We start from the raw sequence: 21,771 nt of genomic DNA, 5'->3' as shown, positions 1-21,771 counted from the left end.
TCATTTCACCTACAAGATTATTGTAAACGCTTTTTTTACTTCGAGCAACTAAAATCACTCAAATTCATTCAATAACTATCAAAATCTTTCACATTTGTTCATATTAACGTATGTACATAGGGTTTGTAAACTGTAAATTCGACAAAAAGGGGGACAATTGTATGACATTTCTTTTTATCATAAATGAAAAAAGTCTATTATATTCATTCAATCTTTAAAACACAGAAAAAACCCCATGCGGACTGCATGGGGAGGTTTCACTATTCATACCGTAACGCTTCAATCGGATCTAAGCGGGATGCTTTGTTGGCCGGCAGCATACCGAAGATGACACCGATCAGCATACTGAACAGCACGCCGATACAAACCACCTGCCAGGAAACGAGCGACGGCCAGCCCGCGATAAGGGAAACGAGTGATGCTCCCCCGTAGCCGAGACCGATTCCGATTAAGCCGCCGATTAAAGTAAGCACAACGGATTCAATTAAGAATTGTGTCAGAATCTGTCCTCTCGTGGCACCGAGCGATTTGCGGATGCCGATTTCTCTTGTCCGTTCCGTTACCGATACGAGCATAATATTCATGACCCCGATTCCGCCGACGACGAGAGAAATACCGGCGATCGAACCGATGATTGTCGTCATGACGGTCGTGACCTGACCGATGCCCGCGGCGATTTCTTCCATATTCATGACTTGGTAGGCCTCTTTTGTGCCGTGATTGTCATTTAAGAGGCGGGCCGCTTCTTTTCCAGTTATTTTGATTTGGTCAGCGGATTCCGTCTGAATCGAAACGTTGCTGTAGTCATTTGTGCCGAAAGACGTTTTCAGCATGTTGAACGGAACATACATTTCACTGAGCCCTAGTGATAAAAATCCGCTCTCTTCTTTTAATACACCGATTACTTCTACGGGCTGTCCGCCGGCCCAGACGATTTTTCCGAGCGGAGATGTTTTCCCGAACAGCTTTTCAGCCATTTTTTTCGAGATGATGCCCGCTCTTTTCCCGGAAAGGAAATCGTTATCCGTAAATGTCCGCCCATCCTGAACGTCCAGCTTTTTTACGTCCGTGTAGCCGCTGTTAATGCCATTCAGCGTAATGTCCGTTTCTTCTTCATGATAACGGGCCGTCATTGATTTTACAGCGGAAGCGACAACCTGCTTTACGCCCTCCACTCCTTTTAATCCATTAATATCTTCTTCTGTAAAACTCGCTTGCTGCAAAGCGTTCGGATTGGCTGTTAATTCTTCATCGCTCGGCAGATAATACAATTCAATTGTATTGCCCGGCCCGCTGATGGATTGCTTCAGCATTTGCTCTCCGCCCTGGCCGACAGCCACAACAACGATTACTGAACCGACGCCGATAATGATGCCGAGCATCGTCAGAATCGATCTCATCTTGTGAGCTCTGACGGAACTGAGAGCCATCCGGAGATTTTCTAACAGGCTCATTCCCCCACTCTCCTCTGCTCAGAATCGCGGGAAACGATACTGCCGTCACGGACGAAAATCACTCTGTTTGTACAATCTGCCACTTCAGGCTCATGTGTGACAAGCACCACGGTCACGCCCTCTGCATTAAGCTCTGTGAACTGCTCCATAATGGAAATGCTTGTTTTCGTATCCAGCGCGCCGGTCGGTTCATCAGCCAAGATAAGCTTCGGCTCGTTAACGATGGCTCTTGCAATCGCGACACGCTGCTTTTGGCCGCCGGACAGCTCATTCGGCATGTGAAGCATCCGGTCCGCTAAGCCGACTTTTTCCAGCGCATATTCCGCCCGTTCCTCACGCTCTTTTTTGCCGATACCTGCGTAAATCATGGGAAGTTCGACATTTTTTCTTGCATTCAATCGCGGCAGCAGCTGAAATTGCTGAAAGACAAATCCGATTGATTTGTTCCGGACCGCCGCAAGCTCTTTTTCCGTGCATGAAGATACATCTTCTCCTGCAAGTCTGTAACTGCCTGATGTCGGTCTGTCCAGACAGCCGATGATATTCATAATCGTAGATTTACCTGATCCCGACGGTCCCATAATGGATACATATTCCCCTTCTTCAATCGTCAGGTCGATTGAACGGAGGACATCAAACGTTTCCTTGCCGATCTGATAGCTTTTTTTCACCTTTGAAAGCTGAATCATCTATGCTTTCACATCCGTTCCGTCAGTCAAACCGTCAGCCGGATTCAGAATGACTTTATCATTCTTTGAAAGTCCCTCTTTTATCTCCGTTAACTGATTCGAGGTGTCGCCCACTTTGACTTTCACGCGTTTGGCCTTCCCGTCTTTTACCGTAAAGACCCAGTGCTCATCTCCGTCTTTTTTGACTGCGGAGGACGGCAGCGTATCGGCTTTCCGCTTGTCGGTTTCAATGTTCATAATGAGTTTAAACCCCGGTTTGCCCTCCGGAAGCTTTCCGATCAGCTTGACCTGAAACGGATACTGCACGGCTTGTTCCGTACTTTCACCAGAAGCAGCTCCTGACTTTTGTTCCGGAACGAGACCGACAGCCGTCACCCTTCCCTTCCATGTTTTATCCGGGATGGCGTCTGAGGTAATAGTAACGCTTTGTCCCTTTTTCACTTTCAGTGTGTCGTATTCAGACAAATTGCCAGCAACGATCAGGTGTTCCGGATCGCCTATATGTATTACCGGTTCTTGAATATCCGATTTCTTAGAAGCGGCTTCTTGATTTACCGAGATAACCGTCCCGTCCATCTCACTCTTGACATTGAGGTTCGCCACCTGGTTTTCAAGAGATTGCTTTTGCAGGTCAGATTGCTTTAATTCAATTTCAGCCGTTTTTTGCTGTAGCTGCAGATCAGTCCGTTCGGATTCAATTTGTTTTTTGGCTTCCGCTTCTCCCGCTTGTTTTGCCAGATCTGTTTCTTTACTGTTTAAGGCTTGTAGTTTTTCTTGAATTTGTTCCATTTGCAGCCGTTTTGATTGTTCTGTCAACTCATTTTGCTCTTTATCAAGGTTGAGCTGTTCGTTTGTATAAGTGACTAGCGACGATCCCTTTTTTACTTTGTCGCCTTCTTTTACTTTTACTTTATCAAGGGTTCCTTTATCCGCTTCATAAAAAACATACTGTTCTTTGGAGAATTTAAGTGTTCCCGGAACCATGACCGCAGATGAGATTTCTCTTTTTTCCATAGTCCCGGTATCGACTTTTTCCCCGGCGCTGCCGCCCGCGGGAGCGGCCGACTTATAAATATTGATACTGATGAATACTGCTACAATGACTGCGATGCCGATTCCGATCCAAAGTTTTTTCATGTTATACACCTGCTGCCACTGAATTTAACAGTCCTCCGACTGCCGATACCAAAAGCATAATAACAAACAGGACAATTGCGGAAATCCAGCCTGCTTTTTTAGAAATGCCGCCGGTATAGCGCAGACCTAAAGCGAGCAGAATATAGCTCCAGATGCTGAAAATATCGATCGCGCTTAAAAAGACCGATACGCCGTCTCCGGCCGGTATGACACTCGCCAAAGATGTGACAGGGTACAGTGAGCCCGCACCGGCAAAATAAATGACAAGTCCGTTAATGACTAAGCCGATGTTAGTAATAAATGCAGTAAAGAGGCCGAGTGAGAGCATTTTTTTATAAGTTGTCACGCCGCCTGAAATTTTGACGCACAGCCAATAAATAAGCGGCACGATAAAGAGAGCGATAATGCCTCCGAAAATCGAGCCGAAAATCGAGCCGAATTTCGCGATGGTTTTGGTCATTTCAATCTGATCATCGGTCAATCCGTCAAGAGATGAGCTGGTCAGCAGTTCTTCATAATTCATTCCGAGCCCGCGCAAAATACTCCCCGCCGCAACGAGAATGATGACAATCAGGAGAGGAAGGCCGATGACCGGGTGTTCTCTTAGTCTTTTAAACTGCACAACTGGACTTGTAATGACGCCGAAAATTGACGGCTTTTCCGTTACTGCCGTATTGTTTTTTTCCAGATTTGGTTCCATATTGCTGATGCCTCCTATGTATTATTCTGTTTATACGTACGCATCCGGCTTATAAAAGTTTCAATTTTTTTGCCGTTTGCGTATTTATGCTAAATTGTAACACAAAATCTTAAATGTACGTTCCATAATTATGTAAAAAACAACCAGCGCCGGACTGATATGAAAGCAGGCTAAAAATCTTGTGTGACGCCGTTTTAAGCCTGTGTATGTAAAGAAAACCGCACAATTAAAAATCCCCTTTAAATTCCATTTGGTCTCCCCCTGGAATTCAGCCTTTCTTGCCGATGTTATCGGCGTACTGTGCAAAAAAGCCGGATGGCAATGATGCACATCCGGCTTTTATTCACCCTCCGCTTACAGGCGGGATAAAGGCAATGGTATCGCCTTCTGTTACGATGCTGTTATCTTTTACGTAAGTTTCATTGATTGCGATCATGGCATTGTCTATCGTCTGAAGGCCGTATCGTTCTTTTAACAGCGTTTTTACAGCAGACGCTGCCGCCTCCTTTTCGTCAAGTTCAATGACCGGCGTTCCCGCCTGCTCCGCAAGTCCGGCAAACAAAAGTACTTTAATCATCGTGATTCCCCTTTATTTAAATCCGGTTTTCCGTTCGGATAAGGCGTCGTTTCCAGCTGATCGCCTATCCATTCTTCGCCGTCTTCCCAGATCTCTTTTTTCCAAATCGGAACAATCTGTTTTATCCGTTCAATGGCATATTCATTCGCCTCATATGCCGCCTTTCTGTGCGGAGAAGACACGGCGATTACGACCGCTGCTTCTCCGATATCAAGGACGCCGACGCGGTGAGTGATCGCAGCTTCGGCTCCCTCCCATTTCGCGCTGATTTCATCGCCGATTTGAGAAAGCATTTGAACAGCCATCGGTTCATATGCTTCATATTCAAGACGCACCGTCCGCCGTCCGGCAGTCCACTCTCTGACCGTGCCGATAAACGTTGTGATGGCCCCGGCTTCGCGCTTTTCAACTTTTTTTACGATATTTTCCGCAATGATAGGTTCCCTTGTAATTTGAAAACGTTCCATTTATGCAGATCCCCCTTTCAGCTGCGAAAGCACAAACATAATGGCAGCCGGATCATCCGCATGGAATACGGGTATGCCCGCATCTGCAGGCATATGCTCCGTACTTCTGCTGACAACCGCGAGCACGCGCTCCAAATGCTTCAGCTTTTGCCAATCTTCGCTGCTTTTAATTATAATGATTTTCGGATGCGGCGCATGTTTAAAACCCTCAATGAGAAGACAGTCGATTCCCAAATATTCATACAGGCCGATCAAACCAGCCAGATCCCATTTTTTTCGCGCCGTCAGCTGCAAGACCCCGTCCCCTTCTACTGCCGTAACCGCGGCACCGGCTTTTGATAAGCGCTCTGAATCCTTTCCGTCAGAAAAAGGTTCCGGCTCTCCGCCATGTCCGTGATGCTTTAAACATCCAACCGTGCATTCTTTCGGCGCCGCTCTCAGTATACGTTCGATAAACGTTGTTTTACCGCTGTTTTGAAACCCTACGATCTGGACGATCGGGAAAGAATTGACCACGGCCACTCACTTCCATTCTCATCGCGGATGAGAAGCACGTGAACCGTCCGTCCCGCTTCATATCCTCTCGTTCCTCCCGGCAGAAGGATAAACGCGTTTGCTTCGGCAAGAGATGTGACTGAGCTTGATTTGTCGAGACCGACCGGTGACGCCATCATCTTTCCGTCCTTATGATAAACAAACGCCCTCACAAATCTCGCAAACGGATTCGGCTTCGGAAAGTCGTTTGTTAACACGGCTTCCGCCCATCCGGCGTGAGGTTTTTCATTCAGAAGCCAAGACTGAATCATCGGTTTGACAAACAGAGTGAAACCGACGTAACATGCCGACGGATTGCCTGAAAGGCCGAACAGCAGCATGTCATCAGCCCGTGCGACAGTTGTCACACTCCCCGGGCGCATTGCCACTTTGTTAAATAAAACTTCCGCTCCAAGCTTAGCATAAATGTCAGGAAGAAAATCAAAATCACCGACTGACACACCGCCGGTCGTGATCAGAAAATCGGTTTTTTTCATGGCTTCCTTCACCGCCGCATAACTGTCATCAAAATCATCGGAAATTTTGCCTAAGTTCAGCGGCACTGCACCCGCTTCAACGATCTGGGCATACACCATGGCCGCGTTGCTGTTGCGGATTTTCCCCGGTTCAAGCGGATCGCTTACATGAAGAAGTTCGGTTCCCGTGGCGATAATTCCGACCACCGGCTTTCTCACCACAGGAACAGAAGCGTAGCCGAAGGTTGCCAAAAGAGCGGTGACGCCCGGCGTGATTTTCGTTCCTTTTTTTAAAAGCGAGCTGCCCTTTTTCGCATCTTCTCCTTGGTATGAAATATTATCACCCGCATGGAAAGGGCGTTTTACCGACATGTAATCCGTGCCGTTTTCAGAGTGCGTTTTTGTCAGCTCAAGCATCACTACGGCATCCGCGCCTTTTGGAATCTGCGCCCCTGTCATAATACGGACCGCTTCATACGGTCCGAGCTCTTTTTCTGACACGGCGCCGGCTCCGATATGGTCAATGACTTCAAACGTGACGGCATTATCACGGGAAGCCGTCTTTGAATCGCACGCCCTGATGGCAAAACCGTCATACGGAGAACGGTCAAAGGCAGGCACATCATGGTCTGCCTTAACATCTTCCGCCAAATAGCGGTGAAGGCTGTCCTCTAGCGCCACCCATTCGGTATCCCCCTGTTTTTTATATCGGCTCACCCGGCGGACTGCTTCGCCCACCTGAATCGGCGTTCTTTTTTCAAGCATAGCAATACCTCCCCTTACTACAGTCCGATCACTCTGGCCAGAACTGAATTTGCTTCTTTGATGTCGTTTGTACCGTGAATCAGAGCCCGTCCGTCTTGAAAAATAACGATCCTAAAGCGCTCGTACGCCATGTGCAGCAGAAATTCATTTGCTTCGACTTTGCCGATCTGCTTCAGACGTTTGACGAGCTCTTCTTTGTCCAGCCTCTTTAACGCTTCCGATCTGATTTGAACGGTGTCTCTTCCGCACAGCACGCTTGCTTTTGGCCTGTTTTCAGGCTGCAGGTACGGGTATACAGGCTCCGCGCCGCAGGAAGGGCAATGATCCCGTTTGGTCTGATCCACATTTACGCTCATATTGGTGTTATTCCACACATCAAACGTAAAAAAGCGCCGATTTACCGCTTCATGGTTACCTGTCAGCAATTTCAGCGCCTCAGCCTGCTGATAAGCAGAGACGATATGAACCGCCGGAGGTATAATCCCTGCTGTATCACATGTCGCTCCGCCCACGGGTATTTGCTCAAACAGACAGGATAAACACGGCGTAACCCCCGGGATAATCGTCATACACATCCCCTGACTGCTGACACAGGCACCGTAAATCCAAGGCGTTTTCGTTTTCAGAGCCAGATCATTGATGACCATTCTCGTTTCAAAATTATCTGTCGCATCCACGATGCAATCCGCTTGTTCGATCAGCGGTTCGAGCGTTTCCGCCGTACCTTCGGCCGCATAAGCATCTATATGTATGTCACTGTTTATCGCCAAAAGACGCGTCTTTGCCGCCACGGCTTTCGGCAGGCGCTGTCTCGCGTCTTCTTCTGTATACAGCTGCTGTCTTTGTAAATTGCTCCATTCCACATAATCCCGGTCAATAATCGCCATACGGCCTGCTCCGGCTCTTGCCAGCCCCTCTGCTGCGGCTGTTCCGAGGGCCCCGGCCCCGACAATCAGGACACTGCTGTCTGCCAGCGCCTTCTGCCCTTTTTCCCCTATCGGCTTAAATCTTGTCTGCCGCGAATAGCGCTCTTCCATCTGTGTTGTCCCCTTGCATTTTTATTTCCATCATACCATGTTTCCTCACAATCAGTCCTGATGTGAAGACTCGATAAGCGCCAAAAGTCTGGCGTAATCATCCCGGGTGTTGATATTGACGAACTCTTCCGGCCCGGCGCCAATGTCTTCAGCCTGCACATAACAGACAGACAGATGTTTCAGCGTGTCTGCCATTTTCAGCTTGTTTTGTGCCAGCTGATCAAAAAGCACCTCTTGCACCCGTTTATGATAAACAGCCAAGAGAGGCTGCTCTCTGTTTTCACAAAGCGGAATGACAGCGTCCACATTTCCGGTCAGCTTCATTTCAAGCGTTGCCATCGTCTTTCTTGTCACGAGCGGCGTGTCACAGGATATGACCGTGTATGTTTCGCCTTCCGTTTGTTTCATTGCCGTATATATGCCGGCCAGCGGCCCCATTCCCCGAAACTGCGGCACATCGGAGAAAACATGTCTCTCTTTGTTTGCTAAGAACTTTTTTATATGTTCAGGGCGGCTGATAATCACCGTCTCTCCGCAGCCGAAGGCTTTTTTCGCCTGCTCATAAAACATGCCGCCCTTCCACTTTGCAAAAGCTTTCGGTTCCCCGAACCTTCGGGAAGCTCCCCCTGCTAATATTACATTCACCCGTTTCATGTCATCTCTCCCCATTCTATATAAAAGCATAGCAAACGCCTCAGCCGAAATACAATATTACAGTGCTTGTCAGTTTAATTAAGAGGAATAGCCGTCTGTCCTATTCCATATTGTAGTGTTAACATCATGAGGGAGATGGTTCTTATGAAAATATCAGGTCCGTTTTTCCACGACACTTCTCAAGAGAACCTTTATTTGAAGTCTGAACTTTCGAGATGCAGAAAACTGATTTCGGAGTTTGAAGCAAGCTACTTTCATCAAAAAAACAATAAGCTTCAAGAGGAAAACGCTAATATTAAAGAGCGGCTTCACAAGCTTACTGATGAACTGGAAGCAATGGCTCAAAAACACAAACAGACAAGTAACACGGAACGGTCTCTGCATGAAATCAGGGCCGGGCTGCTCGATAAAATCGTCATTCTGCAAGAACTGCTGCAGAAGGAAACGTTTCGGCGGAAAAATGAGATGGAAGAAAAACACCGTCTCCATCTTACGAATGTAAAAATTGAAGAAGAAAATAAAAACTTACATACCCGCATCCGCTCACTTGAGACCGCCATGGAAACCGAACAGACTTCCCACGAAGATACGAAACGGCGTTTTCAGGCTGCTGCAGAAGAAAATATCCGGCTGCAAACACAAATGACAGAAAAAGAATACCAGCTCAAACATATTAAAATAGAAATTAATCATATGAGAGATCGAATACTAGAAACAAAAGAACGGCTTGTAGAAATAGAAAAAACGAAAGAAAAGTTATTTCAAGAAACCATTCTCTCGTACAAAAGGCAGCTGGACGAAAGTGATGCTTGGATTGCCGGTCATTTTGCTGATATTGACAGCCGGACGGCGGAACCGGCAGAAAAAGAGCTGGAACTTCCTTCTGCTGCGGCCGGGACTGTTCAGGCAGAAGACTTGCTTAAAGCGGTCACCGAACAAGTCATCTCCCTGCAAAAACAGTTTGCACAATCAGAGTCCCGTGATCAGTCGTTTGAAGAAAAGCTGGACGCGGTGAAAGAACGGGCTGATGAAGAAAAACCGTTCCAGAAATATGTCGTCAAGCTTGAAAAAAAGGCGTTAAAAGATACGCGGGACAGCACAAAAAAACTGCTTGAGTAACGCAAGCAGTTTTTTACTGTTTTATTCAGCAGCCGTATCATTTGCCGTTTCTTCTGTTTCCTGAGAAATTTCTCCCTCAAGAATATATTGGCCGCGGTATGGTTTTTTCACTTCCGGATACATTTTAATTAAACTTTGCATAAACGTTGTCATATTAGGAATTTCAAGGCCGCTTTCCTTCTCAATTTCCTTTTGCAGCTCCGAACTTTTGATTGCTGCATTGTGGCGCTTCAAAGTTTTAATGGCTGCTTCGCGCAGTTTTGCCGCTTTTGAACCCGGTCTTGCCGTCCCTCTTCTTCTTCTTGTAGAACCATCCGGAATGCCGGCGGGAAGGGACGTAATAGACTGCATTTGCGGCTGGGAGGATTGAGGCTGTGTCTGCGGCTTTTGGTAGCTTCTCATTTCCTGTGCCGCAAGCTCTGCAAGCACTGGGAGAGAGTCACTTTTTTTCTCCGGACGAAACTCTTTTTTTGTATCGGACAGGCTGCCCGTATTGTCTAATTCTCTCAGTTTTGCATATATTTTATCTCGTTCTATTTGATATTCACGAATGACTTTTACCTCTGCCTCGTTCAATTGTTCTAAACGTAAGCGCAGCGCTTCTCTTTCATTAAACATGTGTAAAACCCCCTGTCAAAAATTTAAACGCTTTTATTTAGATATTAGATTACAAAAGTAATTTTATCAACTATTATTTTAGCATTTTACTATTTTATTTACTCTATGAAAAATTGCTTATTTTCTGAAAATGGTACTTTCTATACAAAAACCCTCGTCATATAGGGGATTCTGGGCGATGTTCCATTTTATTCAAACCCTTCAAAATATAACTTGAAATTACTTGTTTAATGAAAATTAGCGTAATATCTACAATTTTCGACTATAATATGTAAAAGCTAAAGATATGGAGAAAACATGCGATACAGCGTGTTTTCTCCCGTTTTTCTTCATTTTCGTTTTCACTCCAGCTCAACAATCACACATGTCATTTTGGAATTTTTTATCCAATAAGCACAAAAAAACCCTATTACCTAACGGCAAAGGGTTTGCAGAACCGAGACAATAGTCCGACGGAGATTGTCCCAATTATTCAGAAGCCTGCTCCATTTCTGAAAGTACGCGGCTGACGCGTTTTTCAAGCATTGTCATCCCGGCTCCTCCCGCTTGAAAATGACGAAGCTGTCCGGTTTTATCAAAAACGTAATAAGCCGGCACATATTGATTCTCAAATGCTTCAGTCAGCGTATGATCGCTGTCCACGTAAATCGGCTGAGAGATATCGTGTTCAGCCGCTGTTTCCTTGATTTTCTCAAGGTCAAGATCATCTTCGGAACGGGGCATATGAACGGCTGCCACTTTCAGCTGATCTTTATATTTATTACGAAGCCCGTTCACCTCAGGCATCGCTTCTTTACACATGCCGCAGCTGACGGACCAGAAGTGAATCAATGCCGGCTTTTCACCGATCAGCTGTTCCTTCGTGACTTCTCCGTTAATCCAGGCTTTGGCGCCTGTCAATTCAGGCATTTGCTGATGTAATTTCATCTGATGTCCCTCCTTATGAAAAAGATTTGTGATCTTTCGTCCGCACTCTCATTTCGCTCGGGCAACATCCGGCTGTTTTCCCTCCAAAGTAAATGATTTGGCTGAACCGACATGTTAAAATGAGAGCGGAGATTCTTTAGTTAGTATCTTCACGAAAATAATGAGATTGAAACCGTTCAATAGAATAAATCATAACTGTAAAAAACTGATTTCTATTAAAAGGTTTATCCTATTGTAAAACGGGTAAAAAACTTTTAGCTTTTTCTGCAATAGACTTGAAAGGAAGACATCACTATGATTGATTTAAAACACTTTGATTGGGCCGGGCTCATCACTTCTGCGGGGATTTTCATCATAAAGCTGGCACTTATTATTTTAGCGTATTTTATTTTCAGAACGGCAGGCAAAAAGCTGATTAAACATCTGTTCCAGAAATTCGAGCAGCAAAATAACCTTTCTACGGGCCGCGCTTATACTTTGCGGAGTCTCGCGCTGAATGTGTACGGATACATACTGATTTTCGTTTTTATCGTCATGATATTGGATTTATTTCACTACAATCCGAGCGCTCTCATAGCAGGCGCCGGCGTGGTCGGTCTTGCAGTCGGCTTTGGCGCTCAGGGACTTGTCAGTGACATTGTCACCGGATTTTTTATCCTTTTGGAAAAACAGATCGATGTTGGTGATTATATTACGGTTGCCAGCTACAGCGGCATTGTCGAGCAGGTCGGTCTGCGTACGACGCAAATCCGGAGCTTTGACGGCACGCTTCACTATCTTCCCAACCGGGGGATCACAAATGTGAGCAACCATTCTCGCGGAACGATGCAGGCGCTTGTCGATATTAAGGTGCCGCTTGAAAAAAATCTTGATGAAACCATTCAAGTCCTGCAAAACGCCTGTGACAAAGCAGCCCTTGAGCTTCCGCAGATTAAGGAAGGACCGGACGTCATCGGGGTTCAGGATTTAAGCACATCAGAAATGGTCATCAGAATCATCGCCAAAACAGAAAATATGGAGCAATGGCGGGTTGAACGCGTGCTGCGGAGAGAAATGAAAATCGCGCTCGACCGGTTGAAAAGCGCCTCTTCTGCCGAATAGAAAAACCGAAGCGTAAGCTTCGGTTTTTTCTTTTTAATGAAATTTTTTGTCTACTTCGCTGCAGATTTCGTCAGCTGTCATTCCGGAAGCCGTAATGACGGGAGCCTGAGTTGACGTATCGGCAATGCCTTGGACATTGCTGTCAAGCCCGGTTACGACACAGCAGTCACAATCCTTCGCATCCTCAGGAGTCTTCATCATCACTACTTCATATCCCTTTTGTTTTAACGCCTGTTCTACATCCGATAAAGATTGTTCAATTCCAATTTTTTTCGTCATATTGAACACCTCCGTTACGTAGAATGCTCAATTTTTGTTAGATTATTCTTCTTTTCGGATTTAATTGGCATACTCCGAAAAATATCCGACCATGACATTTACTGCGGTTTCCATCGCAGCTTCATCCGGATTCAGCTTTGCGTGATGAAGCCCGTGGGAAGAATCGGCACCGAGCCAGAACATGAAGCCGGGATATTTTTTCAGCATATACCCGAAATCTTCTCCGGTCATCGCTTCTTTCGCCGTCTTCACTTCTGCAAGACGATGATCACTGACAAATTGCATAAATTCTTCGGTCAGGCCGCTTGTATTATAAACTTGATGATAAACGGACGGGTACGTGACCTTTCCTTTACAGCGGAAGCCGATTTCAATTCCTTTGACGAGTTCTTCAATCCGCTTTTTCACCATATGCATTGATTCTTCAGAAAGCGTCCGGATCGTTCCTTCCAGATGAGCACGCTCTGCGATAATATTTTGCGCCGTGCCTCCGGTAATCGTTCCGACGGTAATTACCGCGCTGTCAAGCGGGTCCGTATTTCTGGATATGACCGTCTGCAGCTGCGTGACAAGCGTGCTTGCGGCGACGACCATGTCGTCTGCTGTATGCGGATATGCCGCATGTCCGCCTTTCCCCTCAAGGTCGATGACAAGCTCGCTCGTATTGGCAAAGAGCAATCCGCTTTTGGTGGAGATTGTGCCGACCGGCAGTTCAGGTGCTATATGGAGAGCCGTGATCAAATCCGGCGTCCATTTTTTCAGCACATCGCTTTCAAGCATCGGTTCCGCTCCGCCCGGTCCTTCTTCAGCCGGCTGGAATAAAAAGAGCAGATCATGCTTGACCGGGTGATGGACAAAGTGATCAATAATGCCGAGCGCAATGGTCATGTGCATATCGTGGCCGCACGCGTGCATAAAACCGGGATGTTCAGATGCAAATGGAAGCCCCGTCTGTTCTTCAATCGACAAAGCGTCTATATCTGCTCTGTAGGCGAGCATTTTTTCCGGAGCCGTGCCGTTGACTTTGACAAAGATACCGGTTCTCCACGTTTCGATTTCAATTCGTTCTTCTGGATATTGTTTCAATATATTCAGCAGGTACTGCTGTGTTTTATATTCCTGAAAGCCGATTTCCGGGATGCGGTGCAGATCTCTCCGGATCGCTATGAGCCGCTCTTTTTCCATATGTATTCCTCCTTAAGATAAGAATAAGGCGTGGATTTTATCATCCACGCCCATTCTATCAAACCATTCCTTACAGCTGGCGTAATTCCTGTTTGATTTCTGTTTTGCCTTTTGTTTTTTCATCGATATCTTTGATTTTTTTCGCTGGTGTTCCTGCTACAACGGTATATGGCTCAACGTCATTTACTACGATAGCTCCCGCAGCGACAACCGCGCCTTTTCCGATTGTTACGCCTTCAAGCACAACCGCATTTGCTCCGATCACAACGTCATCTTCTACGACAACAGGCTTAGCGCTTGGCGGCTCAATAACACCCGCTAATACAGAACCCGCTCCGATGTGACAGTTTTTTCCGACAGTCGCGCGTCCTCCGAGCACAACGTTCATATCAATCATTGTGCCTTCGCCGATGACTGAACCGATATTAATGGACGCCCCCATCATGATAACGGCATTGTCGCCGATTTCGACTTGGTCGCGGATAATAGCGCCAGGCTCGATGCGCGCTTTTACATCTTTCAAGTCAAGCATCGGAATCGCAGAGTTGCGGCGGTCATTTTCAATGACGTAATCCTCAATTTTGTCTTTGTTTTCTTCAATTGCCGCTTTAATGTCAGCCCATTCGCCAAAAACAACGCCGGATTGGCCGTTCAGGAATGTTTTAGCGGAATCGCCAAAGCTGATTCCCTCAAGATCGCCTTTTACATACACTTTTACAGGCGTTGATTTTGTACTATTTTGAATAAATGAAATAATTTCATTTGCATCCATCATTTTCATATGTATTGTCCTCCTCTGATTTTCTACCTCATTACTGTAACAAAGGAAGGATGCAAAAACAAGAAAAAAAGGAACAAGCCTTTATTCTGCCGGCTGTCTGCACAGTGCGGCAAACTGTCTTCCGAATTCCCTGAGCTCTTCTTCCTCGCTGCCTTCAGGGTTGTTTTCAATTTTGACCGGTGGCAGCACCACCCGTCCTCCCCGGGCCGTGATCACTTTTTCTAATTCGTCAACCGCTCCGCAAAAAAACGCGTAGGACGTATCTCCGGAACCGAACAGAGCAAATGTTTTCCCTGCAAACTCCAGGTTTTCCATATCTTCAGCGATATCGAGCATTTCATCAGGAAGATCCCCGTCTCCCCACGTATATGTGCCTAATAAAATATACTCGTAATCATTAAAAAGTTCGGCATGGATATCCATCGCTTCATATCTGTCAACCGATGCTTGTGCTTCGATCAGCCCTTTTTCAATCAAATCCGCCATTGCCTCGGTGTTTCCTGACATTGTCGCATAAACAAGCAATACTTTCCCCATCTCCGTCTCTCCTTTATGTATAGAAACTAATGTGCGAGCCGGGCCGCCTCATACGGTCTGACAAACTTACATTCGTAAAGGCCCGCGCAAAAAAAGCTTTCTTTCTGATTGGCCACCCGCCATCCGTGACCGCGGATCGTATCAAACCATTTTAATTCTCCGGCGGCGAAATCAGCTTGGTAAATGCGCGAAAATCCGTTTTCGTCCTGTGCCGAAGTGACATAAATAATACCGTCATCCTCAGAAACGTCGAGAAATGATTTTTCCCGTACGGCAGGCGCGGCTGAAATGGCAAACGCCTCGTCCGTCCGCACGTTTCGGACGGCAACCTCGCCCCGTTCTCCCTTTGCCGCACCCTTTGCGGCAATGAGCCAGTCCTTCTTGTACATAAGCATGGAAGCCGTCATGCGCTGTCTTTCACGGCTTATACGCCGGATGCGGCCTTCTGTCGGATCATACTCCCAAATGCCGCCATAATTCATATGAATCCGGGTGCCGATATAAATCGTCTGACCGTGCAAACAAAGCGAGCGAATGACAGGCGGCTCCTTTAAATGTGAAAAGGGCTTAGCCACATGCCAAGTGACGCCGAAATCATCAGATAAGTAGAGGCAGTGCGTGCCGTGCGCACAGACAAAACCGTCATTCCGCCCGGCAACGGCCCATACGGAGGCGCTGGTCGGAAATCGGGATGCCGTCCAGGTCTTTCCCTGATCGGCCGATCTGAGGACGGCGCCTTTTTCCCCCGCCGCGAATATGTAAGGCCCGATGTAGGTCAGCACATGAATCTTGCTTTTCATCCGGTACAGCCTTTTCCAGCCTTCTTCTGCAGAAAAATGAAAAATGCCTTCGCCTTTTACTGCGACAAAAAAGCCTGAAGACACTGATGCCATGACAGCCGTCGCGCCTTTATGAAACATGGCACCGGTCTCCTTGGTGAGCGGCCCATGCAAGAAAACCGCGGACAAATTCTTTGCAGCATTCCTGATCCTCAGCCGTCTCAGGCGCCAATTCGATTTTCAGCGTTTCCGGATATAAATTGGCTCCGGCCTGTTCAAACGCATCGCAAAACAGCGTAACCGCTTCGCAAAACTTCGGATAGGCGTGATCGCCTGAACCGAAACAAGCCGTTTTCAGTCCGTTGAGCTGACGGTGCAGAATATCTTCATAAAAATCTTCCGCTTCGTAAGGAAGATCACCATCTCCCCATGTGTATGTGCCGACAAAAACATAATCATATGCTTCGAGACAATCCGCATCTGCCTCATCCATGTCAAGACAGTCAATTGCAATCTGATGTTCGCTCAGTGTTTCTTTTATAATGCCGGCAATATCCTCCGTATTCCCCGACATGCTTGCGTATATGATTAATGCTTTCTGCATATGCTCACCCCGTAATTGATAATGATTTTCAATAACATATACATTACTTTAAATGATAATGATTTTCATTGTCAATAAAAAATAAAAAAAGACAGCCTATTGCTGTCTTTCTAAAAAGGGCTCTCCTGCTTCAGCATATCTTTGATGACAGAAACGAAAGCCTGCACCTGTTTTAATTCAAATGCCGGCTCATAACCGAGCAGCCATGTGTCGCGGCCGATCGGATGATCCTTTGCATCAAGCAGGGGCATTTTATTTACTTTGTCTTCCTCATCTAAGGTGACTGACGGCAAAATGGCATAACCGATTCCGTGCAGCGCCATCTGCTTGCACGTTTCAATCTGATCGACGAGGATCGTCTGTTTCGGCGAGGTTTTGAATTTTTGATGCCACCAATGCTGAATTTCCTGAAAATATGTACTGTCACTTTTGAACTGGATAAACGGCCGGTCGGTATGGGCTATATCATCAATGCAGGAAATTTCCGTATCGACCAAATATAAATGATCGGTCATTAGATATTCTTTTCGGCCTTTCCATTCCGGGTTTCCCCGGATGATGCCGATATGTACCTGATCTTCATACAGACTTTTCAGCATTTCGCTGCTCCATCCTGTAATGAGGGAAACCTTTGCATTCGGATAACGCTCCACATATGTTTTTAACACTTTCGGAAGCCAGTGCTGCCCGATAATGGAGGCGACGGCAAGCTTCAATGTGCCGTGAATTTCCCCTTCAAGTTCATCAATATTTTCTCTTATTCTCTCTTGCCGGTCCGTGACATCATTTGCAAATTGTATGATTTTTTCTCCTGCCGGCGTTACCGTGAGTCCTTTTTGAGATCTTAGAAAGATCTTTGTTCCCCAGGCTTTTTCAATGGTCTGCAATCGCTGGGACAGAGCCGGCTGTGACACGAATAACCGTTCGGCAGCCTTCCTCATGTTTAATTCCTCAGCTAAAACTACGAGCATATGAAGCTCTTGAAGCTGCATGTCGTCCTCCTTTTCAATGCCTTCTCATATTTCTTATCTACCATTCTAATAAATTAAAGGCTGCCGAAGCAAGTGCGACCAATATGTATACGTTTTCTTTTTCTGGCATGCAAAGAACAAATAGGCTGATCGTGCGAGCCTACTTATTCAATGACCTGATATGACTGCTCAGCTGCTTTAATACGACTCTTCTCGTAAAGATGCCTTCAAAGACGCCTTCATCATTTTCAACGCAGACAAAGCCGTTGTTAATGACCATGCTGAACCCTTTGATAATCGGATCATTGATGTGAAGACGGGGAATGTCTTTCAGCATGACCTCCTCAACCGTAATTTGATCCAGCTTCTCAAACTCAATCCGCTCAAGTCCGAAAATGCTGTTCATAATCATATTTGTGCCGATCAAACCGTGCAGACGGTACGAAGCGTCAAGGACTGGAATAGCGGTATAGCCGGTTTTCGTCAGCACTAAAAGAGCATGCTCAAGGTTGTTTCCGACTTGTACGTGCGCCACTTTATCCGCCTCGATCATAAATTGTCCGACTGTTGCATCAAGAAGCTGATCTGATTGTAAGCTAATCATGTCACTTCGACCCCTTTACATTTTTCATCAAACCATGTATTCCCTATATCGCAATAATATAAACATTATCATTTTTTGTCGAAAAGTTTCCGTCAATAAAAAAGATACTCTTTGCAATCGAGTATCAATTTATAGGCCGCTGATTAATTTTCGTTCCGGAAACGGTCATAAAGCGTTACGAGTTTTTTATAAGTGGTTCCATCAACGCTTTTTGACCCTGCTTCTATATCGTTGATTTCGCTGGTCAAAAGCTCAATGGCATATTCATGATTGATCAGGATATTCAGCAGAAGTTTTTGTTCTTCTTCCGTAAATCGTTCACCGATAAGACTCATACGTAATCAGGCCCCCTATTTTTAACTGAATACCTCTGAAAGCAAGGTGATATTTGCTTTCAGCTCTACCGCTAGGATAAGTAAACAGAAAAAAATCGTCAACCGCATAATTCGACAATTTGCGGATTCTGTATGACATATTATTTTGTGTAACGATTGGCATAACTGAATGCTGTGCAGGAATCGGGCTTGATTTTCGCTTCAATGCCCATCGAGGTAATACGGCCGGTCATTTCTTGTATCAATTCTTTTGTCAGCCCTTTTTGGCCGATATCTAAGTGCACTTCAAATGTAAGATCCGCTCCTTCATCAGCGAAAGGCAGGAGCAAATCAGTAATTTCCATGAAACGTCCGTCGAGGATATGCGCAGCCATCTCCTGGCTGAATGCGGTTTCCAGCGAAATTTTTTCACGAAGGCTATGTATCGGTCTGGCGAGATCGTGATTTTTCAAACAGCCCCAAGCTCCCTTGCCTGTACGGTGCAAGTGTATAGCCGTAATAAACTTCGTGAAGTCGCGGTAAACTTGTGAATCAGTCCCCACAGACAGCACGTATGCTGATCGGGGGTCTTTATTGACAAAGCGTTTCAGCCGCTCCATCACGTCTTGAAAGGTCATCTGTGCCTCAGAAAGATTATAAAACAGAAAAGAATCAGCCATGTACGGACACTCCTCTTTCCAAAATCTACAACCAAACGAACGAGCACGGTTCCTTTGCATGATTTAATAAAGCTCCGCTTGCGGAAGACGGGAAGCTTGGTCAGCCTGAAAAATCAAACCAGATTACTGAAGGAGCTCAAAAATTTCAATAGAAATCATGTCAATGTTATCAAACGGATATGTGTTAGGTTTTTCACCTTTTTGGAAAACCGTCAGCTCAAACGTTTGATTCTTTTCAAAATATTTAACACTGCATATTTTCTCACCATTTACTTCGAAGTAACGCTGCATCGGCTCATTAGCCGCTTCGGCTGTTTCTTGCAGACTTTGCAGCCGTGTGATGATACCCATTAATTGTGACATTCTAAAAAAAGACTCCTTTCAAAAAACAACTTCAAATCAACAAGTATTTATTATAATACAAGTTCTACAGAGCATCATACCATAAAGTAGACCGGGATGGCATTTTCCCGCTGGATTTTCAATAAGAAAATAAACGGGAAAACTGTGTTTTCGAATAGTTTGAAGCTTTTTTCGGAATGTCATACACCTTTTATAAATGATTTTTCGCTTTTTAAGCCGCCATTGTCAGATGTATGTGAGAAGAAGCCTTTTTATGCGCTGGAAGGCATAAAAAAACTTGGCGGGGGTAGCGCCAAGCTTTTTCGGATCTTGATCTGATAGAGGGGTTGGGGAACAGAGAGTAACTTCTCTCTATAACTAAATGATAATGATTATCAGTATCATTGTCAATCGTTTTTTTAAACTTTTTCACATTTATAAAAAAAGCGGCTTACAGCAGCCGCTTTATAGTAATCCGTCCTGTTCATATAAATAAGAGTAAGGCAGATCGATAAATAAATACATATTGTCATCCATCGGGTATGAAAAGGTTCTGATCATCTCACCCGTTTCAATATCACTGTACAGGTCACTGAAAAAGCCTTTTCTTGAATTACGCATCTTCATGATGTTTTCTAGAAAGTACGGACGCCAGCTCCAGTTTTTCTCCATGTATTCAGGCTGATAAAGCCATTCGCCTGATTGCTTGAACACATTTCCCGTCAGCTGATAGCCTTCTTCATCACACATATAAATTCTGAAGCAGCAGTCCGTCAGGTTTTCCGCCAGTTTCTTAATAAACTCATCATCCGCCTGATGGGTTTTCTTCAGCTCAGAAACTGCCTGATTGACCCGCTTATAAAAATTCTCAGAGTGTTCGTATACTGTCTCCAGCTTCTTTTTTTCTCTCGTGATAAATTGCTGAAACTCTGTTTTCAAGCGTGCTTTTAACAGGCTGCGGTCTATAAAATCGCCGCTCGGCGCCTGCAGATAATAGCCTTGAAAAAATCGGCCTCCGTTTCTCCATGCGTACTGGAGCTGGAAATCAGCTTCTATATCTTCATACAGCAGCGCGGCGCCGATTTTTCTCGCCAGCAATGAAATGCTGTACAGCACATGCTCATAGGATGGTGACGGCTGAGATACCTTCAGCGCCTGCAAATCTATTTTCAGAAGGTCCGGTGAAAGGAGCGCGATTCTGTCCAGGTTGCTGCTCTCCTTACCTATATTGTCCACCGCGATTTTAATGCCATATGTACGATAGTAGGCAAGCATATGGTACAGCTGTTCAATGTCGCCTTCGAAATTGTGCTCGGTGATCTCAAGCACAATACGGTTCAATTCAATGCCCTGCTCTTCGTATTCTTTCAAAAGCTCAAGAAAGCTTTCGCCGTGGTCAAGCATTAATACATTCGCATCCTGATTGATAAAAATCAACAGATCACGATCAGCTTCTTTAAACCTCTCCAGCGCCTGCCTGATGACTCTGTCATCGACCTCAAGCTTATATTCTTCCGGAATGCCGGAATCTAAGAAAAACGGCCCTAGGCTCTCAATCTCCGCATCTGCCAAAATCCGGCCAAGCACTTCGTAGCCTACGACTCTTTGTTCCTCAGCGTTAAAAATCGCTTGGTAATACGGAATGACATCATCAATATTCGTCAGTATATCAAGTGGGTCCAACATGTTATCACCTGCTTCTCTATCTTTGTCTGATTATACACAATTATATCAGCACCACAAATGTTTAGATTAGGGGAAAAGGAGGCAGTATGGCAGCAGCTTAAAGTAAAAGGGGGACATTTTTAAGGTCACTCTTTAGACCGATTCATTAAGGACGTTGTTCATTTGTTTCACAATCACAAATAAAAGTATAAATATAAGAGCATTATAACCGGCAGCTGTCCAAAAGTAATGACTCCAATCGGTACTGTTAAACACCCAATCATCATCATGTTTCAACTGAAAGAAAGTTCCTTTTTTATCTAACGTGCCAAATGTAAGGGTTGTGAACCCGCCAACACTCTTGGAAACGTCAACTCCATACATTGAACCGGCATGATCAGTATGATTTATTGGCATATACGTATAATCAGATAAATTTGTTTCCGCCAGCTTGGTCGGGAGAGACACATATAATACAGCCGATGTATCGCCTCCGAGCCCGCTCAAATACTCCCTGGCTTTAATAAATTTCGTTTCATCAGGAAAATCGATGTGATATAGCTTTTCAAATCTGATTATTTCATCAGATGTAAGATGGGTATTTTGATAATACTCTGGAGTAAAAGCACAAATCATAAAGTACCAAATATTAAAGATGATAACTAAACTGCTTAAAAATAGTACAACGAACCATTTAAATAATTTCTTCAATTAATCGCCCCTTAATCTTCCAAAATTATATCATAATTTTGAATAGAAAATAAAAAAAGCGAAC

General features: G+C 45.3%; 27 protein-coding genes. 2 read left to right on the top strand and 25 right to left on the bottom strand.

Annotated elements, in window-relative coordinates; translation table 11 throughout:
• Positions 1–260: 260 nt before the first annotated feature.
• From AD710_RS14920 to mobA, 10 genes are all read right to left on the bottom strand, one after another.
• Entirely contained in the window at positions 261–1,454 is a 1,194-nt protein-coding gene (locus tag AD710_RS14920) for an ABC transporter permease (protein WP_049628403.1), read from the bottom strand.
• A complete protein-coding gene (locus tag AD710_RS14915; RefSeq protein ID WP_049628402.1) occupies positions 1,451–2,143 on the bottom strand; it encodes an ABC transporter ATP-binding protein in 693 nt (230 codons plus the stop codon). The genes AD710_RS14920 and AD710_RS14915 overlap by 4 nt, the downstream gene beginning before the upstream one ends.
• Positions 2,144–3,280, bottom strand: a complete 1,137-nt coding sequence (locus tag AD710_RS14910) for an efflux RND transporter periplasmic adaptor subunit (protein ID WP_045926919.1) — start codon at positions 3,278–3,280, stop codon at positions 2,144–2,146.
• 1 nt (position 3,281) lies between these two features.
• Entirely contained in the window at positions 3,282–3,980 is a 699-nt protein-coding gene (locus tag AD710_RS14905; RefSeq protein ID WP_047475231.1) for a YknW family membrane protein, read from the bottom strand.
• A gap of 343 nt (positions 3,981–4,323) precedes the next feature.
• A complete protein-coding gene (gene moaD / locus AD710_RS14900; RefSeq protein WP_015417377.1) occupies positions 4,324–4,557 on the bottom strand; it encodes a molybdopterin converting factor subunit 1 in 234 nt (77 codons plus the stop codon).
• A complete protein-coding gene (locus AD710_RS14895; RefSeq protein ID WP_045926916.1) occupies positions 4,554–5,024 on the bottom strand; it encodes a molybdenum cofactor biosynthesis protein MoaE in 471 nt (156 codons plus the stop codon). The genes moaD and AD710_RS14895 overlap by 4 nt, the downstream gene beginning before the upstream one ends.
• Positions 5,025–5,546, bottom strand: coding sequence for a molybdopterin-guanine dinucleotide biosynthesis protein B (mobB, locus tag AD710_RS14890; RefSeq protein ID WP_049628401.1), 522 nt, complete (start codon positions 5,544–5,546; stop codon positions 5,025–5,027).
• Positions 5,507–6,799 (bottom strand): molybdopterin molybdotransferase MoeA, encoded by a 1,293-nt coding sequence (locus AD710_RS14885; protein ID WP_049628400.1) that lies wholly within the window; start codon positions 6,797–6,799, stop codon positions 5,507–5,509. The genes mobB and AD710_RS14885 overlap by 40 nt, the downstream gene beginning before the upstream one ends.
• Before the next feature lie 17 nt (positions 6,800–6,816).
• The gene (locus AD710_RS14880; protein ID WP_049628399.1) at positions 6,817–7,836 is read right to left on the bottom strand and encodes a molybdopterin-synthase adenylyltransferase MoeB; all 1,020 of its coding nucleotides are present in this window, start codon (positions 7,834–7,836) and stop codon (positions 6,817–6,819) included.
• Positions 7,837–7,887: 51 nt separating this feature from the next.
• Positions 7,888–8,490, bottom strand: coding sequence for a molybdenum cofactor guanylyltransferase (mobA, locus tag AD710_RS14875; RefSeq protein ID WP_049628398.1), 603 nt, complete (start codon positions 8,488–8,490; stop codon positions 7,888–7,890).
• Between the two features lie 144 nt (positions 8,491–8,634).
• On the opposite strand from mobA, the gene AD710_RS14870 reads away from it, so the two are divergent.
• On the top strand, positions 8,635–9,609 hold the full coding sequence (locus AD710_RS14870; RefSeq protein WP_049628397.1) for a coiled-coil domain-containing protein: 975 nt from the start codon (positions 8,635–8,637) through the stop codon (positions 9,607–9,609).
• Between the two features lie 21 nt (positions 9,610–9,630).
• Here AD710_RS14870 and rok read toward each other — a convergent pair whose 3' ends face one another.
• Both rok and AD710_RS14860 read right to left on the bottom strand, forming a co-directional pair.
• Positions 9,631–10,227 carry a transcriptional regulator Rok gene (rok, locus tag AD710_RS14865; protein ID WP_047475244.1) on the bottom strand — a complete coding sequence of 199 codons (597 nt, stop codon included), beginning with the start codon at positions 10,225–10,227 and terminating at the stop codon, positions 9,631–9,633.
• Between the two features lie 468 nt (positions 10,228–10,695).
• Entirely contained in the window at positions 10,696–11,154 is a 459-nt protein-coding gene (locus tag AD710_RS14860; RefSeq protein ID WP_049628396.1) for a redoxin domain-containing protein, read from the bottom strand.
• Between the two features lie 294 nt (positions 11,155–11,448).
• Between AD710_RS14860 and AD710_RS14855 the strand changes: the two genes are divergently transcribed.
• On the top strand, positions 11,449–12,255 hold the full coding sequence (locus AD710_RS14855) for a mechanosensitive ion channel family protein (protein WP_049628395.1): 807 nt from the start codon (positions 11,449–11,451) through the stop codon (positions 12,253–12,255).
• A gap of 33 nt (positions 12,256–12,288) precedes the next feature.
• Here the strand turns inward: AD710_RS14855 and AD710_RS14850 are convergent, their stop codons facing one another.
• The 13 genes from AD710_RS14850 to AD710_RS14785 all read right to left on the bottom strand — a co-directional run bounded on the left by AD710_RS14850 (position 12,289) and on the right by AD710_RS14785 (position 21,707).
• Entirely contained in the window at positions 12,289–12,534 is a 246-nt protein-coding gene (locus AD710_RS14850; RefSeq protein ID WP_049628394.1) for a YkuS family protein, read from the bottom strand.
• A gap of 60 nt (positions 12,535–12,594) precedes the next feature.
• A complete protein-coding gene (locus tag AD710_RS14845; protein WP_049628393.1) occupies positions 12,595–13,719 on the bottom strand; it encodes an N-acetyldiaminopimelate deacetylase in 1,125 nt (374 codons plus the stop codon).
• Between the two features lie 70 nt (positions 13,720–13,789).
• Positions 13,790–14,500, bottom strand: a complete 711-nt coding sequence (gene dapD / locus AD710_RS14840) for a 2,3,4,5-tetrahydropyridine-2,6-dicarboxylate N-acetyltransferase (protein ID WP_016936297.1) — start codon at positions 14,498–14,500, stop codon at positions 13,790–13,792.
• A gap of 81 nt (positions 14,501–14,581) precedes the next feature.
• A complete protein-coding gene (locus AD710_RS14835) occupies positions 14,582–15,037 on the bottom strand; it encodes a flavodoxin (protein WP_016936298.1) in 456 nt (151 codons plus the stop codon).
• Between the two features lie 26 nt (positions 15,038–15,063).
• Positions 15,064–15,957: a WD40/YVTN/BNR-like repeat-containing protein gene (locus AD710_RS14830; RefSeq protein ID WP_049628392.1), complete on the bottom strand. Its 894-nt coding sequence runs from the start codon at positions 15,955–15,957 to the stop codon at positions 15,064–15,066.
• Positions 15,947–16,420 carry a flavodoxin gene (locus AD710_RS14825; RefSeq protein WP_049628391.1) on the bottom strand — a complete coding sequence of 158 codons (474 nt, stop codon included), beginning with the start codon at positions 16,418–16,420 and terminating at the stop codon, positions 15,947–15,949. Before AD710_RS14825 ends, AD710_RS14830 begins: the two co-directional genes overlap by 11 nt.
• A gap of 110 nt (positions 16,421–16,530) precedes the next feature.
• Positions 16,531–17,412 carry a transcriptional regulator CcpC gene (gene ccpC, locus AD710_RS14820; RefSeq protein ID WP_049628390.1) on the bottom strand — a complete coding sequence of 294 codons (882 nt, stop codon included), beginning with the start codon at positions 17,410–17,412 and terminating at the stop codon, positions 16,531–16,533.
• 139 nt (positions 17,413–17,551) lie between these two features.
• Positions 17,552–17,995 (bottom strand): cyclic-di-AMP-binding protein CbpB, encoded by a 444-nt coding sequence (gene cbpB / locus AD710_RS14815; RefSeq protein WP_003154608.1) that lies wholly within the window; start codon positions 17,993–17,995, stop codon positions 17,552–17,554.
• Positions 17,996–18,138: 143 nt separating this feature from the next.
• On the bottom strand, positions 18,139–18,330 hold the full coding sequence (gene abbA, locus AD710_RS14810) for an antirepressor AbbA (RefSeq protein ID WP_013352076.1): 192 nt from the start codon (positions 18,328–18,330) through the stop codon (positions 18,139–18,141).
• Between the two features lie 140 nt (positions 18,331–18,470).
• Positions 18,471–18,989: a ribonuclease H-like YkuK family protein gene (locus tag AD710_RS14805; RefSeq protein WP_016936302.1), complete on the bottom strand. Its 519-nt coding sequence runs from the start codon at positions 18,987–18,989 to the stop codon at positions 18,471–18,473.
• A gap of 123 nt (positions 18,990–19,112) precedes the next feature.
• Positions 19,113–19,352, bottom strand: a complete 240-nt coding sequence (locus AD710_RS14800) for a YkuJ family protein (RefSeq protein WP_003154613.1) — start codon at positions 19,350–19,352, stop codon at positions 19,113–19,115.
• Positions 19,353–19,796: 444 nt separating this feature from the next.
• A complete protein-coding gene (locus tag AD710_RS14790) occupies positions 19,797–21,017 on the bottom strand; it encodes an EAL domain-containing protein (RefSeq protein ID WP_007409615.1) in 1,221 nt (406 codons plus the stop codon).
• A 132-nt stretch (positions 21,018–21,149) separates the two neighbouring features.
• Positions 21,150–21,707, bottom strand: a complete 558-nt coding sequence (locus AD710_RS14785; protein ID WP_049628389.1) for a hypothetical protein — start codon at positions 21,705–21,707, stop codon at positions 21,150–21,152.
• Between the last annotated feature and the right edge of the window lie 64 nt (positions 21,708–21,771).

Source organism: Bacillus sp. JFL15, from assembly GCF_001184225.1.
Classification (GTDB): domain Bacteria; phylum Bacillota; class Bacilli; order Bacillales; family Bacillaceae; genus Bacillus; species Bacillus siamensis.
This window is presented reverse-complemented; position numbering and strand designations above follow the sequence as displayed.

Bases quoted from the DNA above. Each gene is read 5' to 3' on its own strand.
- AD710_RS14910 (WP_045926919.1), bottom strand. From the start codon at position 3,280: ATGAAAAAACTTTGGATCGGAATCGGCATCGCAGTCATTGTAGCAGTA.
- AD710_RS14920 (WP_049628403.1), bottom strand. From the start codon at position 1,454: ATGAGCCTGTTAGAAAATCTCCGGATGGCTCTCAGTTCCGTCAGAGCT.
- AD710_RS14800 (WP_003154613.1), bottom strand. From the start codon at position 19,352: ATGTCACAATTAATGGGTATCATCACACGGCTGCAAAGTCTGCAAGAA.
- ccpC (WP_049628390.1), bottom strand. From the start codon at position 17,412: ATGCAGCTTCAAGAGCTTCATATGCTCGTAGTTTTAGCTGAGGAATTA.
- AD710_RS14895 (WP_045926916.1), bottom strand. From the start codon at position 5,024: ATGGAACGTTTTCAAATTACAAGGGAACCTATCATTGCGGAAAATATC.
- AD710_RS14870 (WP_049628397.1), top strand. From the start codon at position 8,635: ATGAAAATATCAGGTCCGTTTTTCCACGACACTTCTCAAGAGAACCTT.
- AD710_RS14880 (WP_049628399.1), bottom strand. From the start codon at position 7,836: ATGGAAGAGCGCTATTCGCGGCAGACAAGATTTAAGCCGATAGGGGAA.
- rok (WP_047475244.1), bottom strand. From the start codon at position 10,227: ATGTTTAATGAAAGAGAAGCGCTGCGCTTACGTTTAGAACAATTGAAC.
- AD710_RS14805 (WP_016936302.1), bottom strand. From the start codon at position 18,989: ATGGCTGATTCTTTTCTGTTTTATAATCTTTCTGAGGCACAGATGACC.
- AD710_RS14850 (WP_049628394.1), bottom strand. From the start codon at position 12,534: ATGACGAAAAAAATTGGAATTGAACAATCTTTATCGGATGTAGAACAG.
- abbA (WP_013352076.1), bottom strand. From the start codon at position 18,330: ATGAGTCTTATCGGTGAACGATTTACGGAAGAAGAACAAAAACTTCTG.
- AD710_RS14905 (WP_047475231.1), bottom strand. From the start codon at position 3,980: ATGGAACCAAATCTGGAAAAAAACAATACGGCAGTAACGGAAAAGCCG.
- moaD (WP_015417377.1), bottom strand. From the start codon at position 4,557: ATGATTAAAGTACTTTTGTTTGCCGGACTTGCGGAGCAGGCGGGAACG.
- cbpB (WP_003154608.1), bottom strand. From the start codon at position 17,995: ATGATTAGCTTACAATCAGATCAGCTTCTTGATGCAACAGTCGGACAA.
- AD710_RS14825 (WP_049628391.1), bottom strand. From the start codon at position 16,420: ATGCAGAAAGCATTAATCATATACGCAAGCATGTCGGGGAATACGGAG.
- AD710_RS14915 (WP_049628402.1), bottom strand. From the start codon at position 2,143: ATGATTCAGCTTTCAAAGGTGAAAAAAAGCTATCAGATCGGCAAGGAA.
- mobA (WP_049628398.1), bottom strand. From the start codon at position 8,490: ATGAAACGGGTGAATGTAATATTAGCAGGGGGAGCTTCCCGAAGGTTC.
- AD710_RS14835 (WP_016936298.1), bottom strand. From the start codon at position 15,037: ATGGGGAAAGTATTGCTTGTTTATGCGACAATGTCAGGAAACACCGAG.
- AD710_RS14855 (WP_049628395.1), top strand. From the start codon at position 11,449: ATGATTGATTTAAAACACTTTGATTGGGCCGGGCTCATCACTTCTGCG.
- AD710_RS14885 (WP_049628400.1), bottom strand. From the start codon at position 6,799: ATGCTTGAAAAAAGAACGCCGATTCAGGTGGGCGAAGCAGTCCGCCGG.
- AD710_RS14830 (WP_049628392.1), bottom strand. From the start codon at position 15,957: ATGTTTCATAAAGGCGCGACGGCTGTCATGGCATCAGTGTCTTCAGGC.
- AD710_RS14790 (WP_007409615.1), bottom strand. From the start codon at position 21,017: ATGTTGGACCCACTTGATATACTGACGAATATTGATGATGTCATTCCG.
- AD710_RS14845 (WP_049628393.1), bottom strand. From the start codon at position 13,719: ATGGAAAAAGAGCGGCTCATAGCGATCCGGAGAGATCTGCACCGCATC.
- AD710_RS14860 (WP_049628396.1), bottom strand. From the start codon at position 11,154: ATGAAATTACATCAGCAAATGCCTGAATTGACAGGCGCCAAAGCCTGG.
- dapD (WP_016936297.1), bottom strand. From the start codon at position 14,500: ATGAAAATGATGGATGCAAATGAAATTATTTCATTTATTCAAAATAGT.